The 17931-nt window shown below is 35.4% G+C and carries 18 protein-coding genes and 1 other RNA gene; 12 read left to right on the top strand and 7 right to left on the bottom strand.

What is annotated here, in order from left to right; all coding sequences use genetic code 11:
- Positions 1 to 2046 carry a T9SS type A sorting domain-containing protein gene (locus AAT17_RS10210; RefSeq protein WP_060524070.1) on the bottom strand — a complete coding sequence of 682 codons (2046 nt, stop codon included), beginning with the start codon at positions 2044 to 2046 and terminating at the stop codon, positions 1 to 3.
- Positions 2047 to 2164: 118 nt separating this feature from the next.
- On the opposite strand from AAT17_RS10210, the gene AAT17_RS10215 reads away from it, so the two are divergent.
- Both AAT17_RS10215 and AAT17_RS10220 read left to right on the top strand, forming a co-directional pair.
- Positions 2165 to 2356 (top strand): hypothetical protein, encoded by a 192-nt coding sequence (locus AAT17_RS10215; RefSeq protein WP_060524072.1) that lies wholly within the window; start codon positions 2165 to 2167, stop codon positions 2354 to 2356.
- Positions 2346 to 2873 (top strand): Smr/MutS family protein, encoded by a 528-nt coding sequence (locus AAT17_RS10220; protein ID WP_042277558.1) that lies wholly within the window; start codon positions 2346 to 2348, stop codon positions 2871 to 2873. The genes AAT17_RS10215 and AAT17_RS10220 overlap by 11 nt, the downstream gene beginning before the upstream one ends.
- Here AAT17_RS10220 and AAT17_RS10225 read toward each other — a convergent pair.
- The gene (locus AAT17_RS10225; protein ID WP_060524074.1) at positions 2870 to 3766 is read right to left on the bottom strand and encodes a hypothetical protein; all 897 of its coding nucleotides are present in this window, start codon (positions 3764 to 3766) and stop codon (positions 2870 to 2872) included. The genes AAT17_RS10220 and AAT17_RS10225 overlap by 4 nt on opposite strands.
- A gap of 73 nt (positions 3767 to 3839) precedes the next feature.
- Between AAT17_RS10225 and AAT17_RS10230 the strand changes: the two genes are divergently transcribed.
- Positions 3840 to 5006, top strand: coding sequence for a cysteine desulfurase family protein (locus AAT17_RS10230; protein ID WP_042277561.1), 1167 nt, complete (start codon positions 3840 to 3842; stop codon positions 5004 to 5006).
- On the opposite strand, the gene AAT17_RS13335 is transcribed toward AAT17_RS10230, so the two are convergent.
- On the bottom strand, positions 4996 to 7494 hold the full coding sequence (locus tag AAT17_RS13335; protein WP_060524076.1) for a carboxypeptidase-like regulatory domain-containing protein: 2499 nt from the start codon (positions 7492 to 7494) through the stop codon (positions 4996 to 4998). The two genes, AAT17_RS10230 and AAT17_RS13335, sit on opposite strands and share 11 nt — an antisense overlap.
- 3 nt (positions 7495 to 7497) lie before the next feature.
- Complete coding sequence (locus AAT17_RS13340; RefSeq protein ID WP_216598155.1) at positions 7498 to 9165, bottom strand: M23 family metallopeptidase; 1668 nt, start codon at positions 9163 to 9165, stop codon at positions 7498 to 7500.
- 161 nt (positions 9166 to 9326) lie between these two features.
- Between AAT17_RS13340 and AAT17_RS10245 the strand changes: the two genes are divergently transcribed.
- From AAT17_RS10245 to rny, 4 genes are all read left to right on the top strand, one after another.
- Positions 9327 to 9614, top strand: coding sequence for a hypothetical protein (locus AAT17_RS10245; protein ID WP_042277567.1), 288 nt, complete (start codon positions 9327 to 9329; stop codon positions 9612 to 9614).
- Between the two features lie 3 nt (positions 9615 to 9617).
- On the top strand, positions 9618 to 9908 hold the full coding sequence (locus tag AAT17_RS10250) for a cell division protein ZapA (RefSeq protein WP_042277571.1): 291 nt from the start codon (positions 9618 to 9620) through the stop codon (positions 9906 to 9908).
- A 55-nt stretch (positions 9909 to 9963) separates the two neighbouring features.
- A non-coding RNA gene (gene ssrS, locus AAT17_RS10255) (6S RNA) lies at positions 9964 to 10074 on the top strand.
- A 47-nt stretch (positions 10075 to 10121) separates the two neighbouring features.
- Entirely contained in the window at positions 10122 to 11696 is a 1575-nt protein-coding gene (gene rny, locus AAT17_RS10260) for a ribonuclease Y (RefSeq protein WP_060524081.1), read from the top strand.
- Between the two features lie 249 nt (positions 11697 to 11945).
- On the opposite strand, the gene AAT17_RS10265 is transcribed toward rny, so the two are convergent.
- Together AAT17_RS10265 and xerD are read right to left on the bottom strand one after the other, a co-directional pair.
- A complete protein-coding gene (locus tag AAT17_RS10265) occupies positions 11946 to 12893 on the bottom strand; it encodes an aldo/keto reductase (protein ID WP_060524084.1) in 948 nt (315 codons plus the stop codon).
- Between the two features lie 77 nt (positions 12894 to 12970).
- On the bottom strand, positions 12971 to 13882 hold the full coding sequence (gene xerD, locus AAT17_RS10270; RefSeq protein ID WP_060524087.1) for a site-specific tyrosine recombinase XerD: 912 nt from the start codon (positions 13880 to 13882) through the stop codon (positions 12971 to 12973).
- 126 nt (positions 13883 to 14008) lie between these two features.
- On the opposite strand from xerD, the gene AAT17_RS10275 reads away from it, so the two are divergent.
- The 3 genes from AAT17_RS10275 (at position 14009) to AAT17_RS10285 (ending at position 15807) form a co-directional block, all read left to right on the top strand.
- Positions 14009 to 14608, top strand: a complete 600-nt coding sequence (locus tag AAT17_RS10275; protein WP_060524089.1) for a porin family protein — start codon at positions 14009 to 14011, stop codon at positions 14606 to 14608.
- A 103-nt stretch (positions 14609 to 14711) separates the two neighbouring features.
- Positions 14712 to 15134: a type II 3-dehydroquinate dehydratase gene (gene aroQ, locus AAT17_RS10280; protein WP_060524091.1), complete on the top strand. Its 423-nt coding sequence runs from the start codon at positions 14712 to 14714 to the stop codon at positions 15132 to 15134.
- A 79-nt stretch (positions 15135 to 15213) separates the two neighbouring features.
- Positions 15214 to 15807 carry a porin family protein gene (locus tag AAT17_RS10285; protein WP_060524093.1) on the top strand — a complete coding sequence of 198 codons (594 nt, stop codon included), beginning with the start codon at positions 15214 to 15216 and terminating at the stop codon, positions 15805 to 15807.
- A 67-nt stretch (positions 15808 to 15874) separates the two neighbouring features.
- Here the strand turns inward: AAT17_RS10285 and AAT17_RS10290 are convergent, their stop codons facing one another.
- A complete protein-coding gene (locus AAT17_RS10290; RefSeq protein WP_060524094.1) occupies positions 15875 to 16231 on the bottom strand; it encodes a TM2 domain-containing protein in 357 nt (118 codons plus the stop codon).
- A gap of 45 nt (positions 16232 to 16276) precedes the next feature.
- Between AAT17_RS10290 and AAT17_RS10295 the strand changes: the two genes are divergently transcribed.
- Positions 16277 to 17167, top strand: a complete 891-nt coding sequence (locus AAT17_RS10295; RefSeq protein ID WP_060524095.1) for a hypothetical protein — start codon at positions 16277 to 16279, stop codon at positions 17165 to 17167.
- A 104-nt stretch (positions 17168 to 17271) separates the two neighbouring features.
- Positions 17272 to 17859, top strand: coding sequence for an outer membrane beta-barrel protein (locus tag AAT17_RS10300; RefSeq protein WP_060524096.1), 588 nt, complete (start codon positions 17272 to 17274; stop codon positions 17857 to 17859).
- Positions 17860 to 17931 lie beyond the last annotated feature (72 nt).

The raw sequence follows: 17931 nt of genomic DNA on the forward strand, positions 1-17931 counted from the left end.
TTAATTAGCAATACTTATTTTGATAGCAGCTTCTTTGTTTTCCTTGGTAGTTACTTTAACTATGTATAAGGCACTCGACAAGGTTGCAGTGTTAAACGTGTATTCTGTTTGAGCTGTAGATGGTTTTTCATTAAAAATTAATCGTCCAGAAAGATCATACAATGATATATTAGAAACGTTTTGCAGCTCTGGATTGAATACAGTTAAGTTTTGTTTTCTGTTATTTTGAAATACTGTGAAGCCTAGTTCGTCAATAGTATCATTAGATAAAGTGTTGCTAGTGTCTTTAAATCTAATCTCAAAACGATCCATTGACGCATGACCTGAAGGTAATTGTATCCCTTGAGAGCTTCTCGTTATGTTATAATACACATCATCAATGGTGTCATAAATATAAATATTGTTAGGCGTAAAATTAATTTGTTCTACAACTGAAAAATTGAAAGTAGCATCACTAGATGCGTTTTGATCAACTAGTAGTCCTAGAGGAATACCCATGTCTTCATCATATTTTTGACCTGCAATTGAAAACGCACCACCTTCTACATTCACAAAAATATCAGTATCCAAGAGCCCTGGAACTCTAGCATCAACAGCTGAGTCGTAGTTAAGAGAAAGGTTGTCTCTAAAGGTTAATAATAATTGTCTAGTGTAAGTATCATTAATGATTACATTCATTCTAAATTTAGGCGACTGGTTAGCATAAGCACTATTTTGTGCGCCACCGTTTCCAGAACCTCTAAGCATTAAGGAGTTACCACCACTTTCTCTAACAAAATCTCTTTGAGTGTTAGTAAATACGATTTGGTCTTCACCATTAGCTCCTGATGGTAAAGCCGTTCCAGCAGTTAAATTAGCAGTAGGAGGGAAATAAGTTCCATTAGGAGCGGTAAAACCGCTTGCATTTCGTCTTATCATAAATCCTTGTCCTACAGGAGCGTATCTAAGTGTTGCTCCTACTGGGCTTGCTAGTCCAGGTGATGTATTGGTAATTGGATTACCACTATTGTCGTATGAATAAAAGGCAGCAGGAACATAATTACCTTCAGTAGCAAATATCCCTGACCCTGGTGCCGTTACATCATATCCATCAGGTGAATAAATACCATATCCTCCTTCATATGCAGTAAGCATGTGACTACCAGATGCATTAGACTGCCAGAATAAAATAGATGGATCTAACTTTGTGTCATCTACTGTAGCAACCTCTGCAGGATCGCTTCCTACACCATATCTTACAGTCGAATTTTCAAATAAAAATTGTTTTAAATCAAGTGCGCTTGGATAAGGATTACCTACTAGTGAAACCTCATCATCTGCCACACCTACGGTAATATTACCATTATTAGGACGTCCTCTAAAATCATATCGTTGTCCGATTTGACCATTTTGATATTCTCTAAGATTAGGATTTACTGCAATCCCATTAGTTCCAGAAACACCTTTCATGCTAAAACCATATCCAGCATTCACAAAACCACTACCACCTAGATAATTCCATCCTGAATAGGCATTTCCTGGTATTGCGTTTCCTGCACTGTCATAATTGTATATCCATCTACTTGCAATTTCAAGAGGATTGGTTGCTGTCCCATCATCTGAAACACCATCACGAGCATTATAATTTAAGAAATTAGCATTTTCTGCAGTAATAGTCCTATTGAAATAATTTTCATCATCGGCAGCGGTTCCAGTAAGGATACCCGTAGGATAATAGATTTGAGTCATTGAAAAACCTTCGTTTCCAGATGCTGTTGCCACATCTCCTACTGGTGCAGACCAATAGTTGTAATTAAACTGATCAGCGGTACCTTCTTGGAAAATAGAAATAAAACCGTCACCAGCATTGCTTACATTGTCATTTTGAATAAGTTGCGCTTCTTCTCTTAGGTAAATTCTAGAGTCGGCATCATTTAAATCAATGCTTCCTTTAGAAAATAGATTGACTCCTTGAGAATAGATGAAATTATCACCTACCACAACAACTTGGGCAGTTGCAGTTATTGCGTATATGCTTAAAAATGCGGTAATTATAAAATTTTTCATACTACTCTAATTATAGAACAAAAATAAACTTTTACCATAGAAATCTTAAAAATTATGGTTAAAACACCATGTTTCAATGTGGTTTATCGATAAAAGGACTATTTTTGAGCCCAAAACGATGGTCAAGCAATCCATAAACGGTATTTTAATTTTTTTAGGTGGAGTTCTACTTGCTTACGCTCTCATTAATGAAAATGCTTCGGTTTACATAAAAATTATTGGATTAGTTTTGTTGATGTTTGGTGCTTATAGAGCAAGTCAACATTGGGTTAAAACTAAAGATGATCATCTAGATTCTGATGAGTCGTAAATTCAAAAAAGGGGATAGGATAACCTTTATCGACGACGATGTTCGTGGTGTTGTCGCTTTCGCGAAAGCGGAATCACTCACCATCATTACAGATGAGGAAATAGAAATTCAAGTAGATCCCAAGCAGGTTATTCTAGATCAAACATTCCAAATAGGTACCGTGGATATCTCTATGGCAGAAGAGCCTAAGAAAAAACAATCGAAAAAAAGGAAAAAGGGGCAACTACCACCGATAGAAGTCGATTTGCATATTCACCAACTAACTAATAAGGATGCTTACATGCAACCGCATGAAAAGTTAGATTTACAACTGCAGGTAGCTCGTTCTAAAGTGGAATGGGCTCTACAAAACAGAATACCCAAATTAATTTTGATCCATGGAGTGGGAACCGGTGTACTAAAAACCGAGCTTGAGTACTTACTTAATCGTTATGAGCATTTAACTTATTATGATGCCGACTTCAAGAAGTACGGGCTGGGTGCAACTGAAGTGTATTTCTATCAAAACAAGTCCTAGTTTGTTATTACTGTATTTACTTCTCCGGTAGTTTCAATGGTAAGTACGGGAGAGATGTAGGTTCCAAAATCAAAAGTTCCTAGTAATACCTCATTGTTACCATCGGTTAGAATCAAATTAGATATTGTAATATCAAGATTCGAGGATCTGCTATAATTATTAGGGATAGCGGTATCTATGGTTGTTGTAAATGTATCGCTTACAGCAGGATTCAGGTAGTTAGGAATTCCATTTGTTATGTCATTTCTCGGGTTTAGATCACCGTCAACATCTTCTTGTGAGGTAAGGATTCCATCGCCGTCATCATCTGTGTCTAGATAATCCAAAATTCCGTCACTGTCTGTATCACGACTGAGAGCTAGATCTATCATACCGTTGGTGATTACCACGCCTTCATCTACTGTAGGTACGTTGTCACCATCATCATCTAGATCTATTATATCAGGTATGCCATCATTGTCGTAGTCTCCAGTTTCAAGTTCGTTAGGTATGCCGTCATTGTCTGTTTCACTATTGGTTATTGTTACAATTGAAATATCACCTGCTGTTGCTGTAAACACATCTAGCACGTCAATTCCTTGAATGGGAATGTTATTACAGTAATAATCGGATGGGATATCATCTGATAATTTGCGGTATTCAATAGAGTTGTTAGTTCCTACTGAGTAGTTTCCATAGGTGTTGTTTTCTAATAAAATACCGTCGGTCGTAGAAAACTGAATGAAGATTGTTTCTTGACCGTTGTTTTTGTAAAAAATGTATTCATTACTATTCAAAAAATCAGATTCGCATGCATCAACTGATACATTTTCAAAATCAAATTCTTGCACGATAATATCGCCGTCATCGCAGCTAAAAAGAAAAATGGGTAATAAGTAAAGTAACTTCTTCATGGATACAAAAATAGAACTTAAGTATTAACGTGAGTTACTATATAATATTCTTAATTAATTTATTTTTGCTGTTATGAGAAAAGTATATCTAGACAGCGCAGCAACAACTCAAATGAGACCAGAAGTTATTGAGGAAATGACGAAGGTCATGACCGAAGTTTATGGTAACCCTAGCTCAACTCATAGTTACGGTAGAGAAGCCAAATCTTTGATTGAAACGGCAAGAAAGAATGTTGCAAAGGTATTGAACGTAAGTGCTGCCGAGATCATTTTTACATCTGGTGGTACTGAGGCTGATAACCTTGCTATAATAAGTTGTGTGCGTGACTTAGGTGTTACTAGAATTATTTCGACGCCTATTGAACATCATGCTGTCTTATATGCTATTGATCAAGCCTGTGAAAAACATGGCGCTACTAAGGTTCATGTAAGATTAAAAGAATGTGGAACTCCTGACGAAGAACATCTAGAGGAATTGTTGAAAGAGTCAGATGAGAAAACGCTCGTTTCTTTAATGCATGTGAACAATGAAATAGGAAATAAAATAGATATAAAATCAATAGCAAAATTGTGTAAACAGTACAATGCTTTGTTTCATAGTGATTGCGTGCAATCTATTGGTCACTATGAATTAGATTTTTCAGAAATTCCTGTAGATTTTACAGCCGTGAGTGCTCATAAGTTTCACGGTCCTAAAGGAGTGGGATTTGCTTTTGTAAGGAAAGGATCAGGATTACAAGCATTAATTGTAGGTGGTTCACAAGAGCGTGGTGTAAGAGCTGGTACAGAAAGTGTTCATAATATAGTAGGTCTAGATAAATCATTACAAATGGCTTATGATAATCTAGAAGAAGAAAGAAGTTACGTATTAGAACTTAAAAATTACTTCAAAGACCAATTAATAAGTAGTGTACCAGGAATAAAATTTAATGGTAATTGTTCCAAGGATGATAAAAGCACCTTTACCTTATTGAATGTATGCTTACCGATTCCTGCAGACAAGGCTGCGATGCTTCTTTTTACTTTAGACCTGAAAGGAATTGCTTGCTCAAAAGGAAGTGCGTGTCAAAGCGGAGCTCAAAAAGGAAGTCATGTTCTTACTAACGTTCTTAAAGGAGAGGATTTAAATAAACCTAGTCTAAGATTTAGTTTTTCCATCTACAATACTAAAGAAGAATTGGATTACGTAATAAATGTTCTCAAAGAGTATATCGAGCAATTTTCAACTGCTACAGTCTAGCTAGCAATCTTATATTAAAAACTCTAGGAGTTAATCTTACAGGCACCGCGTATTGTGCCTGACTAGCTACATCTCTCACCCAAAGATTTGATATTTGATTTTCGTAATTGAATATGTTATAGATTTGAGCGCCTATAGAAAGTTCGGTAAAGTTGGCTAACCAGCTGTCATCTCTAGCAACTTTATTAGGTCCTACAAGCTCGAGTTGTACGCCAAGGTCTGCTCTAAAGTAATCTTTAAGCCTAAATTGAAAATCATAAGGATCTGCATAACTAGGTGATCCGCCTGGTAACCCTGTACTATAAACCATATTCAAGTAGGCTCTTAAGTTAGGTATTGTTGGAACATAATCTTGAAATAGAAATGCAGCCTTTAGTCTTTGATCAGTAGGTCGATCAATAAAGCCTCGATTGTCCAAATTTTCTTGGGTACGCATATACGCAAGAGATATCCAGCTTTCAGTTCCTTTGATAAACTCGCCATTCATTCTTGTTTCTATACCATAGGCATAGGCTGTAGCATTGTTGTTTGCTCTATATCGTAGTCTAACATTTTCAAGAGTGTAGGTATTCACATCCCATAAATCTTTATAATAAACCTCGGTAGTCAGTTTAAATGGTCTTATTTCGTCTTTTTTAGAAGACCAATTAAAACTCCAGTCATTCCCTAGAACAATATGAACTGATTTTTGTGCCTCGACTTGTGGTTGCGCAGTTCCCTGTTGATCTCTTAACTCTCTATAAAAAGGTGGTTGATGGTATAATCCACCTGACAGCCTGAACAACATATCCGTTTTCTTCCAATACGGTTTTATCGCAAATTGAGCTCTAGGTGAAAATACAGTTTGAGTATTACTATCAACTCCATCGCCGGCTACAGTCCATGTATGAGATCTTATCCCTGCATTCCAGAAGGTTTCGTGATCTCCTAGATATCCACGGCTACTATATTGTATAAAAGCCTGTACTCGATCGATGGTAATATCATTATCGGCCCTTGCAGATTCAAACGGTACTAACGGAGCTGTATATGAAAAATAAGGTTGTTGGTTTCTAAATTCTGGTAATGGTGGCCTTACGCTAAATCCGGCGCTATCTATAACCGTATATTCTCTTAACCTATCTCGTATATCTTCCTTGTTAAATTTAATACTAGCATCGATAACGTCTTTATTTTTTTTGGAGCTAGGTATGGTGTAAGTTGATTTAAGTTGTGCGGTAGTTATAAGTGCATCTAGATTATTACGTCCATGATCTAGTTCACTTCCTATAGAGGTTGTAAAATCTACTTCTCCTAGATCACTTCCTCCTATATCTGTATTTGGGCGACCTATGCTATACCTTGCAAGAATGTCATAGTATTCTTGTTCTTGAGTGTGATAAACACTAGATATTAACCTTACATTCAAGTTGTCATTAACATCATAACTAGCTTTTATTGCGCCAAAGTAGGTCTCGTACCTATCGTTTTCTTGACCATCATAGTCAATAATTAAAGCTTGAGCATCGTTTACCGTACCAAAATTTGTTTGAGAGGTAAGTGGTTCAAATTCATAATCATTGATAGCAATGTTTCCCAGGAAGCTTAATTCAAATTTAGGAGATAACTGATAGGTGAGGTGTGTTTGAGCATCAAAAAACCTTGGAATGGTAATGGCTTCAGTTTCTCTAGAGTTCACAAATAAGCTATTGTCTCTATATCGTACTCCTAGAGTTGCTGTTAACGCTTTCGCGAAAGCGGTACCTTCTACATAACTATTAACACCTAATAGAGAAGCGTCGATTCCAGCAGCAAATTGGGTAGGGCGACGGTATTCAATATCCAAAACAGAGCTTAATTTATCACCGTATCGTGCTTGAAATCCACCAGCGCTAAATTTCACATCTCGTACCAAATCAGAATTGACAATACTCAGCCCTTCTTGTTGACCACTACGTATAAGAAAAGGTCTGTAAACCTCAATCTCATTTATATAAACTAGATTTTCATCAAAGTTTCCACCTCTTACATTGTATTGAGTGCTCAATTCATTGTTGCTACTAATACTAGGTAAGGATTTAAGAAGATTTTCAACACCAGGTTGAGCACCTATCATATTTCTTATAATGGCAGGTTTAATTTTTGTAATCCCTCTAAGTTCATTGTCTCTTATCGCATCTATTTCGATAGGCTTAAATTCCTCAATAGTAGATTTAATAACCGGATTAAGTTCAAAAACCTGATTGTTTGCGAGTTTTAAATTTTTTATGATAATAGTTTCATAACCAATTGCAGAAAACTTTAATTCGAGTAATTCGTTTGCTGGCACTATGATTTTATAGAAACCGCTGTTGTCTGTTGCGTTACCAATTGAGGTGCCTGTAATGCTTACATTAATGTCACCTACTGGTAAGTTTTTTTCGTTTAGAATAACACCGGTAATTGTGGCATTTTGACTAAATGAAAGAAATGATAATAATAAAAAAACCGAGGTTAAAAGCTGTTTCAAAAATTAGTTTTTACGGTAAAAGACTGCATCAAATGTAGTGCTATTTCCCACATTATCCGTTACAATCACTTTTAGGTTGTTTTCTCCATCTTTAACGACTCCATCTTCAAAATCGTGTACCAGTAATTTTGTTTTATAGTCGTACTCCATTAAAATGAATTCTCCATTAACTGTTGCGCGATATCCTTTGATGCCAGTTTGTGCATCATCAATTTTAATTTTCAAAGTCTTATGATTGGATATCCATTGTTTGTTTTTAAAGCTAACTGGTGTAATGGTAGGTGGCGTGTAATCTTTGCTTACTGCATAGGTGCCAAAGTATCTGGTGCTACCTGTAAGAACTCCATTTTTAATTTTTGAAGAAGTGTAGTAAACGCTTCCCCAATCAGTAACTCGTCCTATATAATACTGTTTGAGATTTTCTTCCTTTTTAGACTTTAGGTTGTAATTGATATATATATTCTTGTGTAAGGGTATTTCATCCTGATGAATTTTTATTGTATCGCTATTTACTTTGATGTCTAATAAACTGTTCTGGTAAAGAGCTCCTTTGGGGATTGACACATTAAAAGCGCCGTCGTTGTAAGTAAAACTTTCTCTATGATTTACATAAGACAAATGCGAATTGTCTGGAATCATTCTTTCTCCTGGTGGTTGATCAGTGGTGATTTTTAAATGAATGTTGGTAGTGTTGTCTTTGAAGTCCATTATTTCAACTTTGAGTTGATTGGTTACACCGGCATCATAGCAACTTAAAACACCATAATCTATATGATCTTCATAAAGACTTAAAGGAGAACCTTCTGGAATAAATAATTTTGTAATTCGACTTTTAGTCTTTTTAAAATGGTTATAATCGATGAGACGGTTTAAATATCGAGTCTCATTAAAAGCATAGGTGTCAAAAGTGATTTGAAAATTTTTAGTGCCGTTAAGGTAGGATTTAATGCGGTAAACTCCATTTTGGTTAGCGGCTCCATTCTGTCGATCATTAGTGTTTACTCCTATACCTATTTGCCCATAAGCTTTGAAATTTTCCGTTTTAAAATCGCCATTTTTTAAAGGGATCAATCTTATCAATTCGGGTTGATTGCGACCGTTGATGGTGCTGTTTTCATCTAGAGGATAGGCCATAACCTGTTTAACAATAGGAGCCTTAGTGTCTGGAATTTCTATATCCATTAACATTGGATTGATCGGTTTTGCAGCACTATCCCTTATTTCAAAATGTAAGTGAGGACCACCGCTACCACCACTATTTCCGCTATAGGCGATTATATCTCCTTGGTCTACTCGTAACTCTAAGTCTGTAGGGAACAGTTGGATTTCAAAACTTTCTTTTTCATATTGCCTTTTTTTTACGTATTCCTCTATTCTGGGAGCAAATTTTTCTAGGTGCGCATAGACACTAGTATAACCATTAGGATGCGTCACGTACAAAGCTTTACCATAACCGTATCTTTCAATTTTAATACGGCTCACATAACCATTTGCCACAGCATACACTTTAGCACCAGTTCTTTGATTTGTTTTTATATCTAGACCACTATGAAAATGATTTGACCTTAACTCACCAAAAGTCCCGCTTAGTTTCATGTCTATATCTAAAGGGTTGATAAAATATCCTTCTAGAATTTTTTTGTTGGTTTGGCTTTCGCCGAAATGGAACATGCACAGTATGAAAAAGGTAGAAATAAATAAACGTTGCATCATGGCACTAATATAGGTTTAGCAGGATTAATTTTACAAATAATGTCAAAGTTTGTTCCACTTTTGTTTGAAATCTCTTGGTATAATTTTAGATTTGTAAATACAGCAGAAAATAATGCCGTATGAATGATCTAACATCTCAACTTTCTTCTATAGAGTTAAAAGTAAAGACTTTATTACAAGAAAATGCTAGGTTGCGACAGGAGTTAATGGATGAAAAAACACTTACTTCAACATTGGAAAAAGACAATAATGAACTTTTACAATCGTTAAAAGCGACAGAGGATAAGATGGTAGCTCTCAAAACGGCAAACGCAATGCTGGGTAGTGACGAGTACAAAACAAAAACAAAGCTCAAGATAAATGCACTTGTTAAAGAAATTGATAAGTGTATAGCTCAACTTACGTAAACTATGAGTCAGAGGCAAAAAGTCAAAATTTCTATTGCAGATAGAGTTTATCCTCTTACCATAGAACCTTCTCGAGAAGAAGGTCTTCGTATAGCTGCAAAGAATATAGAAAAAATGATACAACAGCTGGAGAATAATTATGCCGTAAGGGATAAACAAGATGTTCTAGCTATGTGTGCTCTACAGTTTGCAGCTCAAGCAGAGCAAATTAAAATAGATAAGAATAGTGATGTTGAAAATGCTAAAAAAATGCTGGATAATATCGAGCATTTACTAGATAATCACCTTTCTTAAGACGTTCTTTTAAAATAATAAAGTTACTACCTGCACTGGTTCAATTTTTTGGTGAACTCAACACTATAATTCTTTAAAAAAGGTGAGTCGTGGTTGTAAAAGCATGCTGGTCATAATGCCAGACCCTTGATCAATCAGTTAGCCTTAAACTTAATTTAAGGAGTTCATTCAAAACCCAACTAGTGCAGGTTTTTTTATATATAGTCAACAACCATGGATACAACAGGTATAATAATCGCCATAGTGGCGCTAATAATAGGATTAGCAATAGGATTTTTAATTGCAAAATCTATAATTGAAAAAGGAAAAGCATCAAAAATTATTGCCGATGCAAAAAAGGAAGCAGACAGCCTTCTAAAAGATGCCGAAATTAAAGGCGAAAAGCTTTATAATGATAAAACCTATAAAGCAAAAGAAAAATTCATCGAGCTCAAATCAAAGCATGAGAAGGAAATCATGCAGCGAGAAAAGAAAATGAACGACGCCGAAAAGAGAACTCGAGATAAAGAGTCAAAGGCTTCAAGTGAATTATCAAAAAATAAAAAACTCAATCAAAGTTTAGAGGATAAACTTAAGGATGTTGAAAGTAAACGTGCAAGCGTTTATAAGCGTCTAGATGAGGTTGAAAAGCTACACGAATCTCAAGTCAAGCAGCTTGAAGTTATAAGTGGAATGTCTGGTGAAGATGCAAAGAAACAACTTGTAGAGTCACTTAAGGATAAGGCAAAGACAGAAGCCATGAGCATTATCCAGACAACTATTGAAGAAGCCAAAATGACTGCTCAACAAGAAGCCCGTAAAGTTATTATAAACACTATTCAGCGTATAGGGACAGAAGAAGCTGTAGAGAATTGTGTTTCCGTCTTTAACCTAGAAAGTGATGATGTTAAAGGTCGTATTATAGGTCGTGAAGGTCGTAATATCAGGGCGATTGAGGCGGCAACTGGAGTTGAAATAATAGTAGATGACACTCCAGATGCAATTATCTTATCTTGTTTTGATGCAGTAAGAAGAGAAGTAGCTAGACTTTCCTTACACAAATTAGTAACTGATGGTAGAATTCACCCAGCTCGTATCGAAGAGGTAGTTCGTAAGACTCGTAAACAAATAGACCAAGAAATAGTAGAAGTAGGTAAACGTACTGTTATTGATTTAGGAATTCACGGTCTTCATCCTGAGCTAGTAAAAATGGTAGGTAGAATGAAGTATCGTTCTTCCTACGGTCAAAACTTATTACAGCACAGTAGAGAAGTAGCCAAATTGTGTGGAACTATGGCGAGTGAACTAGGACTTAATCCTAAACTAGCTAAACGTGCAGGTCTTCTGCACGATATAGGTAAGGTACCTGAAACTGAAGATGAAACTCCTCACGCTATTCTCGGTATGAAACTTGCCGAAAAAAATGGTGAAAAACCTGAAGTTTGCAATGCTATTGGTGCTCACCATGATGAAATTGAGATGACATCTCTATTGTCACCTATAGTACAGGTTTGTGATGCCATAAGCGGTGCTAGACCAGGTGCGCGTAGACAAGTTCTGGATTCTTATATTCAACGATTAAAAGACCTTGAAGATATAGCTTTTGGTTTTCCAGGAGTAGAAAAAGCTTATGCCATTCAAGCTGGTAGAGAATTACGAGTTATGGTAGAAAGTGAGAAAATTAATGATGAAAAAGCGGCACAGCTATCTTTTGAGATTTCTCAAAAAATCCAAACGGACATGACTTATCCTGGTCAGGTAAAGGTTACTGTAATCCGAGAAACGAGAGCGGTAAATATTGCCAAGTAATTTTAAAAATTGTAACAAAATATAAAACCGTTCTGATCTCTCAGAACGGTTTTTTAATTTGATTTAGAAAAATCCCCTACAACCTTCCTAAACCTCATAAGTTTTTTGGCTTATGATTTTGAGAATCAGCTCATTTTTTTGTGAAGTAAAAGTCCCCTAACTCTCTTACTCCATGAACTTGATTGCTTTCTCTTTGTCAAAGATGAGAAGAATATCTAATTCAAAAAATACCCCATATAGGGTAAATTTTTATTCGTTATAAATATTGTCATAACCCTTTTCTGGAACTTCAAAGAATTTCCCTGTTACATATCTGTAATGACGATCTAGATTTGAAAGCTCTTTCAAATCTTCCTTGTCAAAATTTACAGCGGCAGCAGCTAGATTTTCTTTAATACGCCCTTCATTTGTTGATTTAGGAATAACCGCTGTACCACGATTTGCTGACCAGTTGATAAGCACTTGACCTTCACTAGCATTGTGTTTTTGAGCAATATTTTTGATCGCATCAAGTTCAAACATGTTGGGTTCATCAGCTTGTTTCATACCTTCGGATCTGTCACCACTACCCAATGGAGAATAAGCTGTTAAGTGAATTCCATTTTTACTACAGTATTCAAAAAGCTCATTTTGTTGTAGCAAAGGGTGTAACTCAACTTGATTCATTTCAGGAATCTCGTCAGTCTTGCTTATTAAATCTTCAAGCTTTTTGATTGAGAAATTGGAAACTCCTATATGTTTTGCCTTTCCTTTTTGCTTCAATTCGGTCATAGCTTCCCAGGTTTTATGGATAGGAGCTTCATCGGGTGTTAAGTAATCCTCAGGTTTTTCAGGGTTTTTTACATCGGGTTTAAATGCAACAGGCCAGTGAATTAGGTATAAATCTAGGTAATCCAGTTGCAAGTCTTTTAAGGTTTGATCTAGGGCAGGTTCAACATCTTCTGGTAAGTGCGCGTTGTTCCATAGCTTTGATGTGATCCACACATCTTCTCTTTTTATTTCTCCCTTTGAGAAAACCTCATTGAAAGCCTCACCAATTTCTTTTTCATTTCCATAAATGGCAGCACAATCTATGTGTTTATACCCGTTTTCTAGTGCTGTGATTACGGCTTTTTTCACTTCACCTGGTGCAGATTTCCATGTACCTAAACCTATAGCCTGGAGTTCATCCCCATTTCTAAATTTTAATGTTTTCATTTTTGTTTTTTGTTAAAGTTAGCTTTCGCGAAAGCGATACCCAAAAATGAATGCTAGTTTATAAAAACTTTAATAGGTTACTGTTTTGCCCAAGGATGATATTGATGAATCACTTGTTCAAGGTGCTTGCGGTCGACGTGCATGTAAATTTCGGTTGTGGTGATACTTTCGTGCCCCATCATGGCCTGAATCGATCTTAAATCGGCACCATTTTCTAGTAGATGAGTCGCAAAGCTGTGTCTAAAGGTGTGTGGACTTATAGTTTTTTTAATACCTGCGAGTTGTGTCAATTGCTTTATTATATGAAAAATCATAGCCCTGGTAAGACCTTTTCCTCGACGATTAAGAAATAAAGTGTCTTGATGTTTTAGGTCTATTTTTTGATGTACGCGTACTTCATCACGATATAAGTTGATCGCCTTAATAGTATATTCACTTACAGGGACAAACCGCTGCTTGTTACCTTTACCTATAACTTTAATAAAACCTTCCTCAAAAAGTAGGTCACTTAATCTTAATGTAATTAATTCACTTACCCTAAGACCACAACCGTATAATGTTTCAATGATAGCGCGATTGCGTTCACCTTCTGGAGTGGATCTATCTATGGCAGCGAGTAGTTGATCAATTTCTTCAAGGGTAAGAGTATCTGGTAGCTTGCGTCCTATTTTTGGACTTTCAATCAAATCCATAGGTTGGTCTTTTCTATAATTCTCCAATATTAAATAGAGAAAAAAAGCTTTTAAACTACTTGTTATCCTTGCTTGTGAACGTGGCTTAACTTCTTTAGATATATGATAGATAAACTCTTTAAGTTGTTCACTGGAGATGTTTTCTGGTTTAACAGCCTGATCATTGTTAATAAGGTAATTCTTGAGTTTATTGAGATCCCTAGTGTATGCTTTTATAGTGTTTTCTGATAGTCCACGCTCGATTCTAGAGTAAGATTTAAAGCTTTTTATTATAGAATCCCAAGCGTTGTATTTCATTTATATTCGATTAATTATGATCTTAATAAGGGCTTTGTCATTAACTAGTTTTAACAGCCCTTAAAAATAATTTAAGTTATGTGTGTTTAAATTTCCAGTAATCTTGTGCAACAAAAATAAATAACTATGAAAAAATTACTTTTTACAATTGCTCTAGCGGTAAGTGCTATTACTGTTAAGGCACAAGAAATCGACTTTGGAGTTAAAGGTGGTGTAAACTTTGCAAAGTTGCAAGGAGATGCTGTTGAAGATACTGATGGTCGTACTGGTTTCCATGTAGGTTTAACAGGTGAATACATGTTCAATTCTTCTTTTGGGTTGCAAGCAGAGGCTGTTTACTCACAACAAGGTTTGCAATCAGAAGCAAATGGGGTAGAGAGTAAATTAAAGTTGGATTATATCAATATTCCAATTTTGGCTAAATTTTACATTGCAGATTCTGGTTTTTCAATCGAAGCAGGACCACAATTTGGAATTCTAGTAAATGATGAGTTCACACAAGAAGGCGGACTAGTAGATGTAGAACAAGACGCAGATGCCGAAGAGTTGGATCTAAGCGCTGGTGGTGGATTTGCCTATAAATTTAAGGAGGGAACATCGCTTGAAGGATTTATGATAAGTGCTCGTTACATGATTGGTTTGAACAATGTGTTTGAAGATAACGATACATTTGGAGATGATATCACAAACTCTAATCTTCAACTTTCAATTGGATACAAGTTCTAGAACGATAAGGGAAAAGAAAAATGAAAGGCCTGTTATTTACTAGATAACAGGCTTTTTTAATTTTACGCTTTCGCGAAAGCGTAACTACCGATATATTTACCACATGAAAGTACTTATACTTAATGGACCTAATTTAAACTTACTAGGAAAACGCGAGCCAGAAGTTTATGGAGCAGAAAGTTTTGATGATTATTTAAAATTTTTAAGGGCAAAACTACCTCATATCACTATTGAATATTACCAAAGTAATGTAGAAGGTGAGTTAATTAACCGATTACACCAGGCTAACGATGAAGAGTATCAGGCTATTATCCTTAATGCAGGTGCATATACGCATACGTCGGTCGCCCTAGGCGATGCTGTTGCTGGTATTTCTATTCCTGTGGTTGAAGTCCATATTTCTAATGTGATGGATAGAGAAGAGTTCAGGCACGTGTCTTACATCTCTAAACATGCCGTTGGTGTGATTAGTGGTTTTGGATTATTAGGTTATGAATTAGGTATGCATTATCTATCCATAAGATAATAGTGCATTAATATTCTATTAACAATAACCTCATTTCAAACAGATATTTTTACTTCATTATTATTTTAAACAATCAATCATGAAAAAAATGTTATTTGTAGCTGCGTTTGCAGTATTTGGAATGGGTATGTCAAACGCTCAAGAGGAAAATACAGGTGGTTACTCCCAAGGCGATTTATTTGTTACTGGATCAATTGGAATAAGTACAGAAAGTACTGGCGATCGTAAAGAGAACACTTTAGAATTCGCACCATCAGTTGGGTATTTTGTTTCTGACAACATCGCTATAGGATTAGGATTAGGATTATCATCTTCAAAATTTGAGGAGCCTGGAGTCGTTGATTTTGAATCAACTACAATAGCTATCGAGGCTACAGGAAGATATTATGTAACTCCAAGTAGTCAATTTTCTTTATTTGGACAATTATCGGTTGCTTACCTTTCTGTTGAAAACGAGCAAGGTGCGTTTGAATCTAATACCGATGGTTTTGGACTAGGTATTGCTCCGGGTGTTAGTTACTTCATTTCAAACAACTTTGCGCTAGAAGCTACAGTGGGAATTTTAAGCTATTCATCTGTTGAGCTAGATGGAGCTTCTGATTCTACTAATTCATTTGATTTAGGTCTTAATTTTACTAATGTTAATTTGGGATTAGTTTACAAATTCAATTAATAGATCATTTACAGAAATTAAAAAGCCCGTTGAGTTTTCTCAACGGGCTTTTTTTTAAATTTTAAATTTACAGTCCAGGATAACTTCCTGTAATAATTTCTATACCATCGATCACCCATCCTACAAAGAAGAATCCAAATGTGATAATGAAGAGAACATTCCAGTACCATGGGCTCTTTAAGAACCATCTGTGTGCTGCAAATCCTCCTAGGAAAAACCATAAAAGAATAGCAACTGTTTGATCCTCTGACCAAGCAACCGCAGCAGGAGAAGTTAATGTTGTTGTAGCTACTTCCATCGTTTCTGTATCGCTAATTGCTACAGTTTCAGAAACAACTTGTCTTTCAACTGGGAATGAGGCAAGGGCAAATTGACTCATTACCATGAATAAACCTACTAGTACTAAAGTAAATTTTGTTTTCATAAAATTTGTTTTATTGGTTACATTTACTCAAATATATACCTTTTTATGAAATCATATTTAATCGGTTTAATTTTAGTTTTATTCAGTTTACTATCTAGCGCTCAAAATTATGAATACATGGGACTGCTCAAGTTACCAGATAGTTCTCTCATAACTTATAATCTTAGTTTTAAAGAAGAAAACGGAAAAATTAAAGGGTTTTCTTACTCTGATATGAATGGTGAGCACGAGACAAAGTCGGCCGTAGTAGGAAAGTATGATAGTGAAGAGAATAAATTGGAATTTAGAGAAGTCGAGATTATTTACACTAAATCTAACATTAAGGAGATAGATTTTTGCAACGTTTATTTCACAGGTGATTTAAGAAAATTAAACGGGAAAGCAGAAATTAAAGGAACCTTTAAGGGATTTTATGATGATCTTACTAGTTGTATAGATGGGGAACTTGTAATGCAAGCGGCAGAAAAGGTTAAAAAGCGAAATGAGAAATTTCAAAAAAGAGTGAATAGAACCAATAAAGTTCCTGATAGCATTAAACAGAAAATTAATATGAGTAAGATGTTCAATCGATTCTCTAAAAATCAATTAAAGGGTGGAGAAAATTTGAACATTATATTAAAAGACAAGAATATTAAATTAATAATTTGGGACGATCAAGAAGCAGATGGAGATAAAATAGAATTATCCATCAATGATCGCAAAATATTGAAGGACTTTGAACCTAGTACAACTAAAAAAATAATTCCTTTGGAATTTATAGATCCCGTGAACACTATTAAAATCAAAGCCTTAAATATTGGAAATAAACCACCCAATACTGCAAAAATTGCAATTGAAGCTAAGGATGGTCAAGTAATAGATGTGACCTCACAACTAAAGGTAGGTGAAGATGTAACTTTTACCTTTTTTAAAGAAAAACCAAAAATTCAAAAGTAACACCACTTAACAGTTTTTGTTATTTAGGGTTAAAGCCTGGTGGTCAATAGTGTAGCTGGTGGTTTTGTGTGTTTTATTTGTGGTCAAAACCAAAACACCAAACTATGAAACAGTTACTCATTACCTTGCTATTTTTGTCCGTGACACACGCTTTATGGTCACAAGAAACAGAAAGAAAATCAACTTCTATTCTATTTGATCCACCTGTTGAAAATAGGTGGGAATTAGGAGCTACTGCGAGAACGTTATTATCCTATCAAACCTATCAAAATACCAGATACAAATACGATGATAAATTTCTAGGTCTAGGACTAGGTATTTATGCAGATTATAAAGTAAACAATGTGTGGAGTTTAAGATGGGAAGCTGGCGTTGATGCTAATCTAGGCCTTACTCCTTATCTTTCCTTTCAAACTCATCATCGATTTGCAAATCGATGGCGCATTTATGCAGGTGCAGGTACATTATTCAATACAAATGCACAAACTCTTGTCCAGCGCGATAGATATGGTCGTGTGATTGTAAATCCTTATTTACAATTTGGATTGCAATACGACTTATCAAAAAGATGGCGTATTGACTTAAGATATCAACAGAATTTATTTGATTACCAAAGAGCTACTTTTAGTAATAATCTTCGTAAGGAAGGTGAGGTAGGAACATTAAGCTTGGGTACGTCTTTCCGATTCTAATAAAAAAACAGTCAATAAAAAAATCCTTGTTCTATAAATAAGAACAAGGATTCTTTATTAATTGTATAATTA

This window comes from Nonlabens sp. MIC269, from assembly GCF_001430865.1.
GTDB classification, from domain to species: domain Bacteria; phylum Bacteroidota; class Bacteroidia; order Flavobacteriales; family Flavobacteriaceae; genus Nonlabens; species Nonlabens tegetincola.

Bases quoted from the DNA above. Each gene is read 5' to 3' on its own strand.
- AAT17_RS10225 (WP_060524074.1), bottom strand. From the start codon at position 3,766: ATGAAGAAGTTACTTTACTTATTACCCATTTTTCTTTTTAGCTGCGAT.
- AAT17_RS10290 (WP_060524094.1), bottom strand. From the start codon at position 16,231: ATGAAAACAAAATTTACTTTAGTACTAGTAGGTTTATTCATGGTAATG.
- AAT17_RS10245 (WP_042277567.1), top strand. From the start codon at position 9,327: ATGAATGATCTAACATCTCAACTTTCTTCTATAGAGTTAAAAGTAAAG.
- AAT17_RS10210 (WP_060524070.1), bottom strand. From the start codon at position 2,046: ATGAAAAATTTTATAATTACCGCATTTTTAAGCATATACGCAATAACT.
- AAT17_RS10285 (WP_060524093.1), top strand. From the start codon at position 15,214: ATGAAAAAAATGTTATTTGTAGCTGCGTTTGCAGTATTTGGAATGGGT.
- AAT17_RS10295 (WP_060524095.1), top strand. From the start codon at position 16,277: ATGAAATCATATTTAATCGGTTTAATTTTAGTTTTATTCAGTTTACTA.
- AAT17_RS10300 (WP_060524096.1), top strand. From the start codon at position 17,272: ATGAAACAGTTACTCATTACCTTGCTATTTTTGTCCGTGACACACGCT.
- AAT17_RS10230 (WP_042277561.1), top strand. From the start codon at position 3,840: ATGAGAAAAGTATATCTAGACAGCGCAGCAACAACTCAAATGAGACCA.
- xerD (WP_060524087.1), bottom strand. From the start codon at position 13,882: ATGAAATACAACGCTTGGGATTCTATAATAAAAAGCTTTAAATCTTAC.
- AAT17_RS10275 (WP_060524089.1), top strand. From the start codon at position 14,009: ATGAAAAAATTACTTTTTACAATTGCTCTAGCGGTAAGTGCTATTACT.
- rny (WP_060524081.1), top strand. From the start codon at position 10,122: ATGGATACAACAGGTATAATAATCGCCATAGTGGCGCTAATAATAGGA.
- aroQ (WP_060524091.1), top strand. From the start codon at position 14,712: ATGAAAGTACTTATACTTAATGGACCTAATTTAAACTTACTAGGAAAA.
- AAT17_RS10220 (WP_042277558.1), top strand. From the start codon at position 2,346: ATGAGTCGTAAATTCAAAAAAGGGGATAGGATAACCTTTATCGACGAC.
- AAT17_RS10215 (WP_060524072.1), top strand. From the start codon at position 2,165: ATGGTCAAGCAATCCATAAACGGTATTTTAATTTTTTTAGGTGGAGTT.
- AAT17_RS13340 (WP_216598155.1), bottom strand. From the start codon at position 9,165: ATGTTCCATTTCGGCGAAAGCCAAACCAACAAAAAAATTCTAGAAGGA.
- AAT17_RS10250 (WP_042277571.1), top strand. From the start codon at position 9,618: ATGAGTCAGAGGCAAAAAGTCAAAATTTCTATTGCAGATAGAGTTTAT.
- AAT17_RS10265 (WP_060524084.1), bottom strand. From the start codon at position 12,893: ATGAAAACATTAAAATTTAGAAATGGGGATGAACTCCAGGCTATAGGT.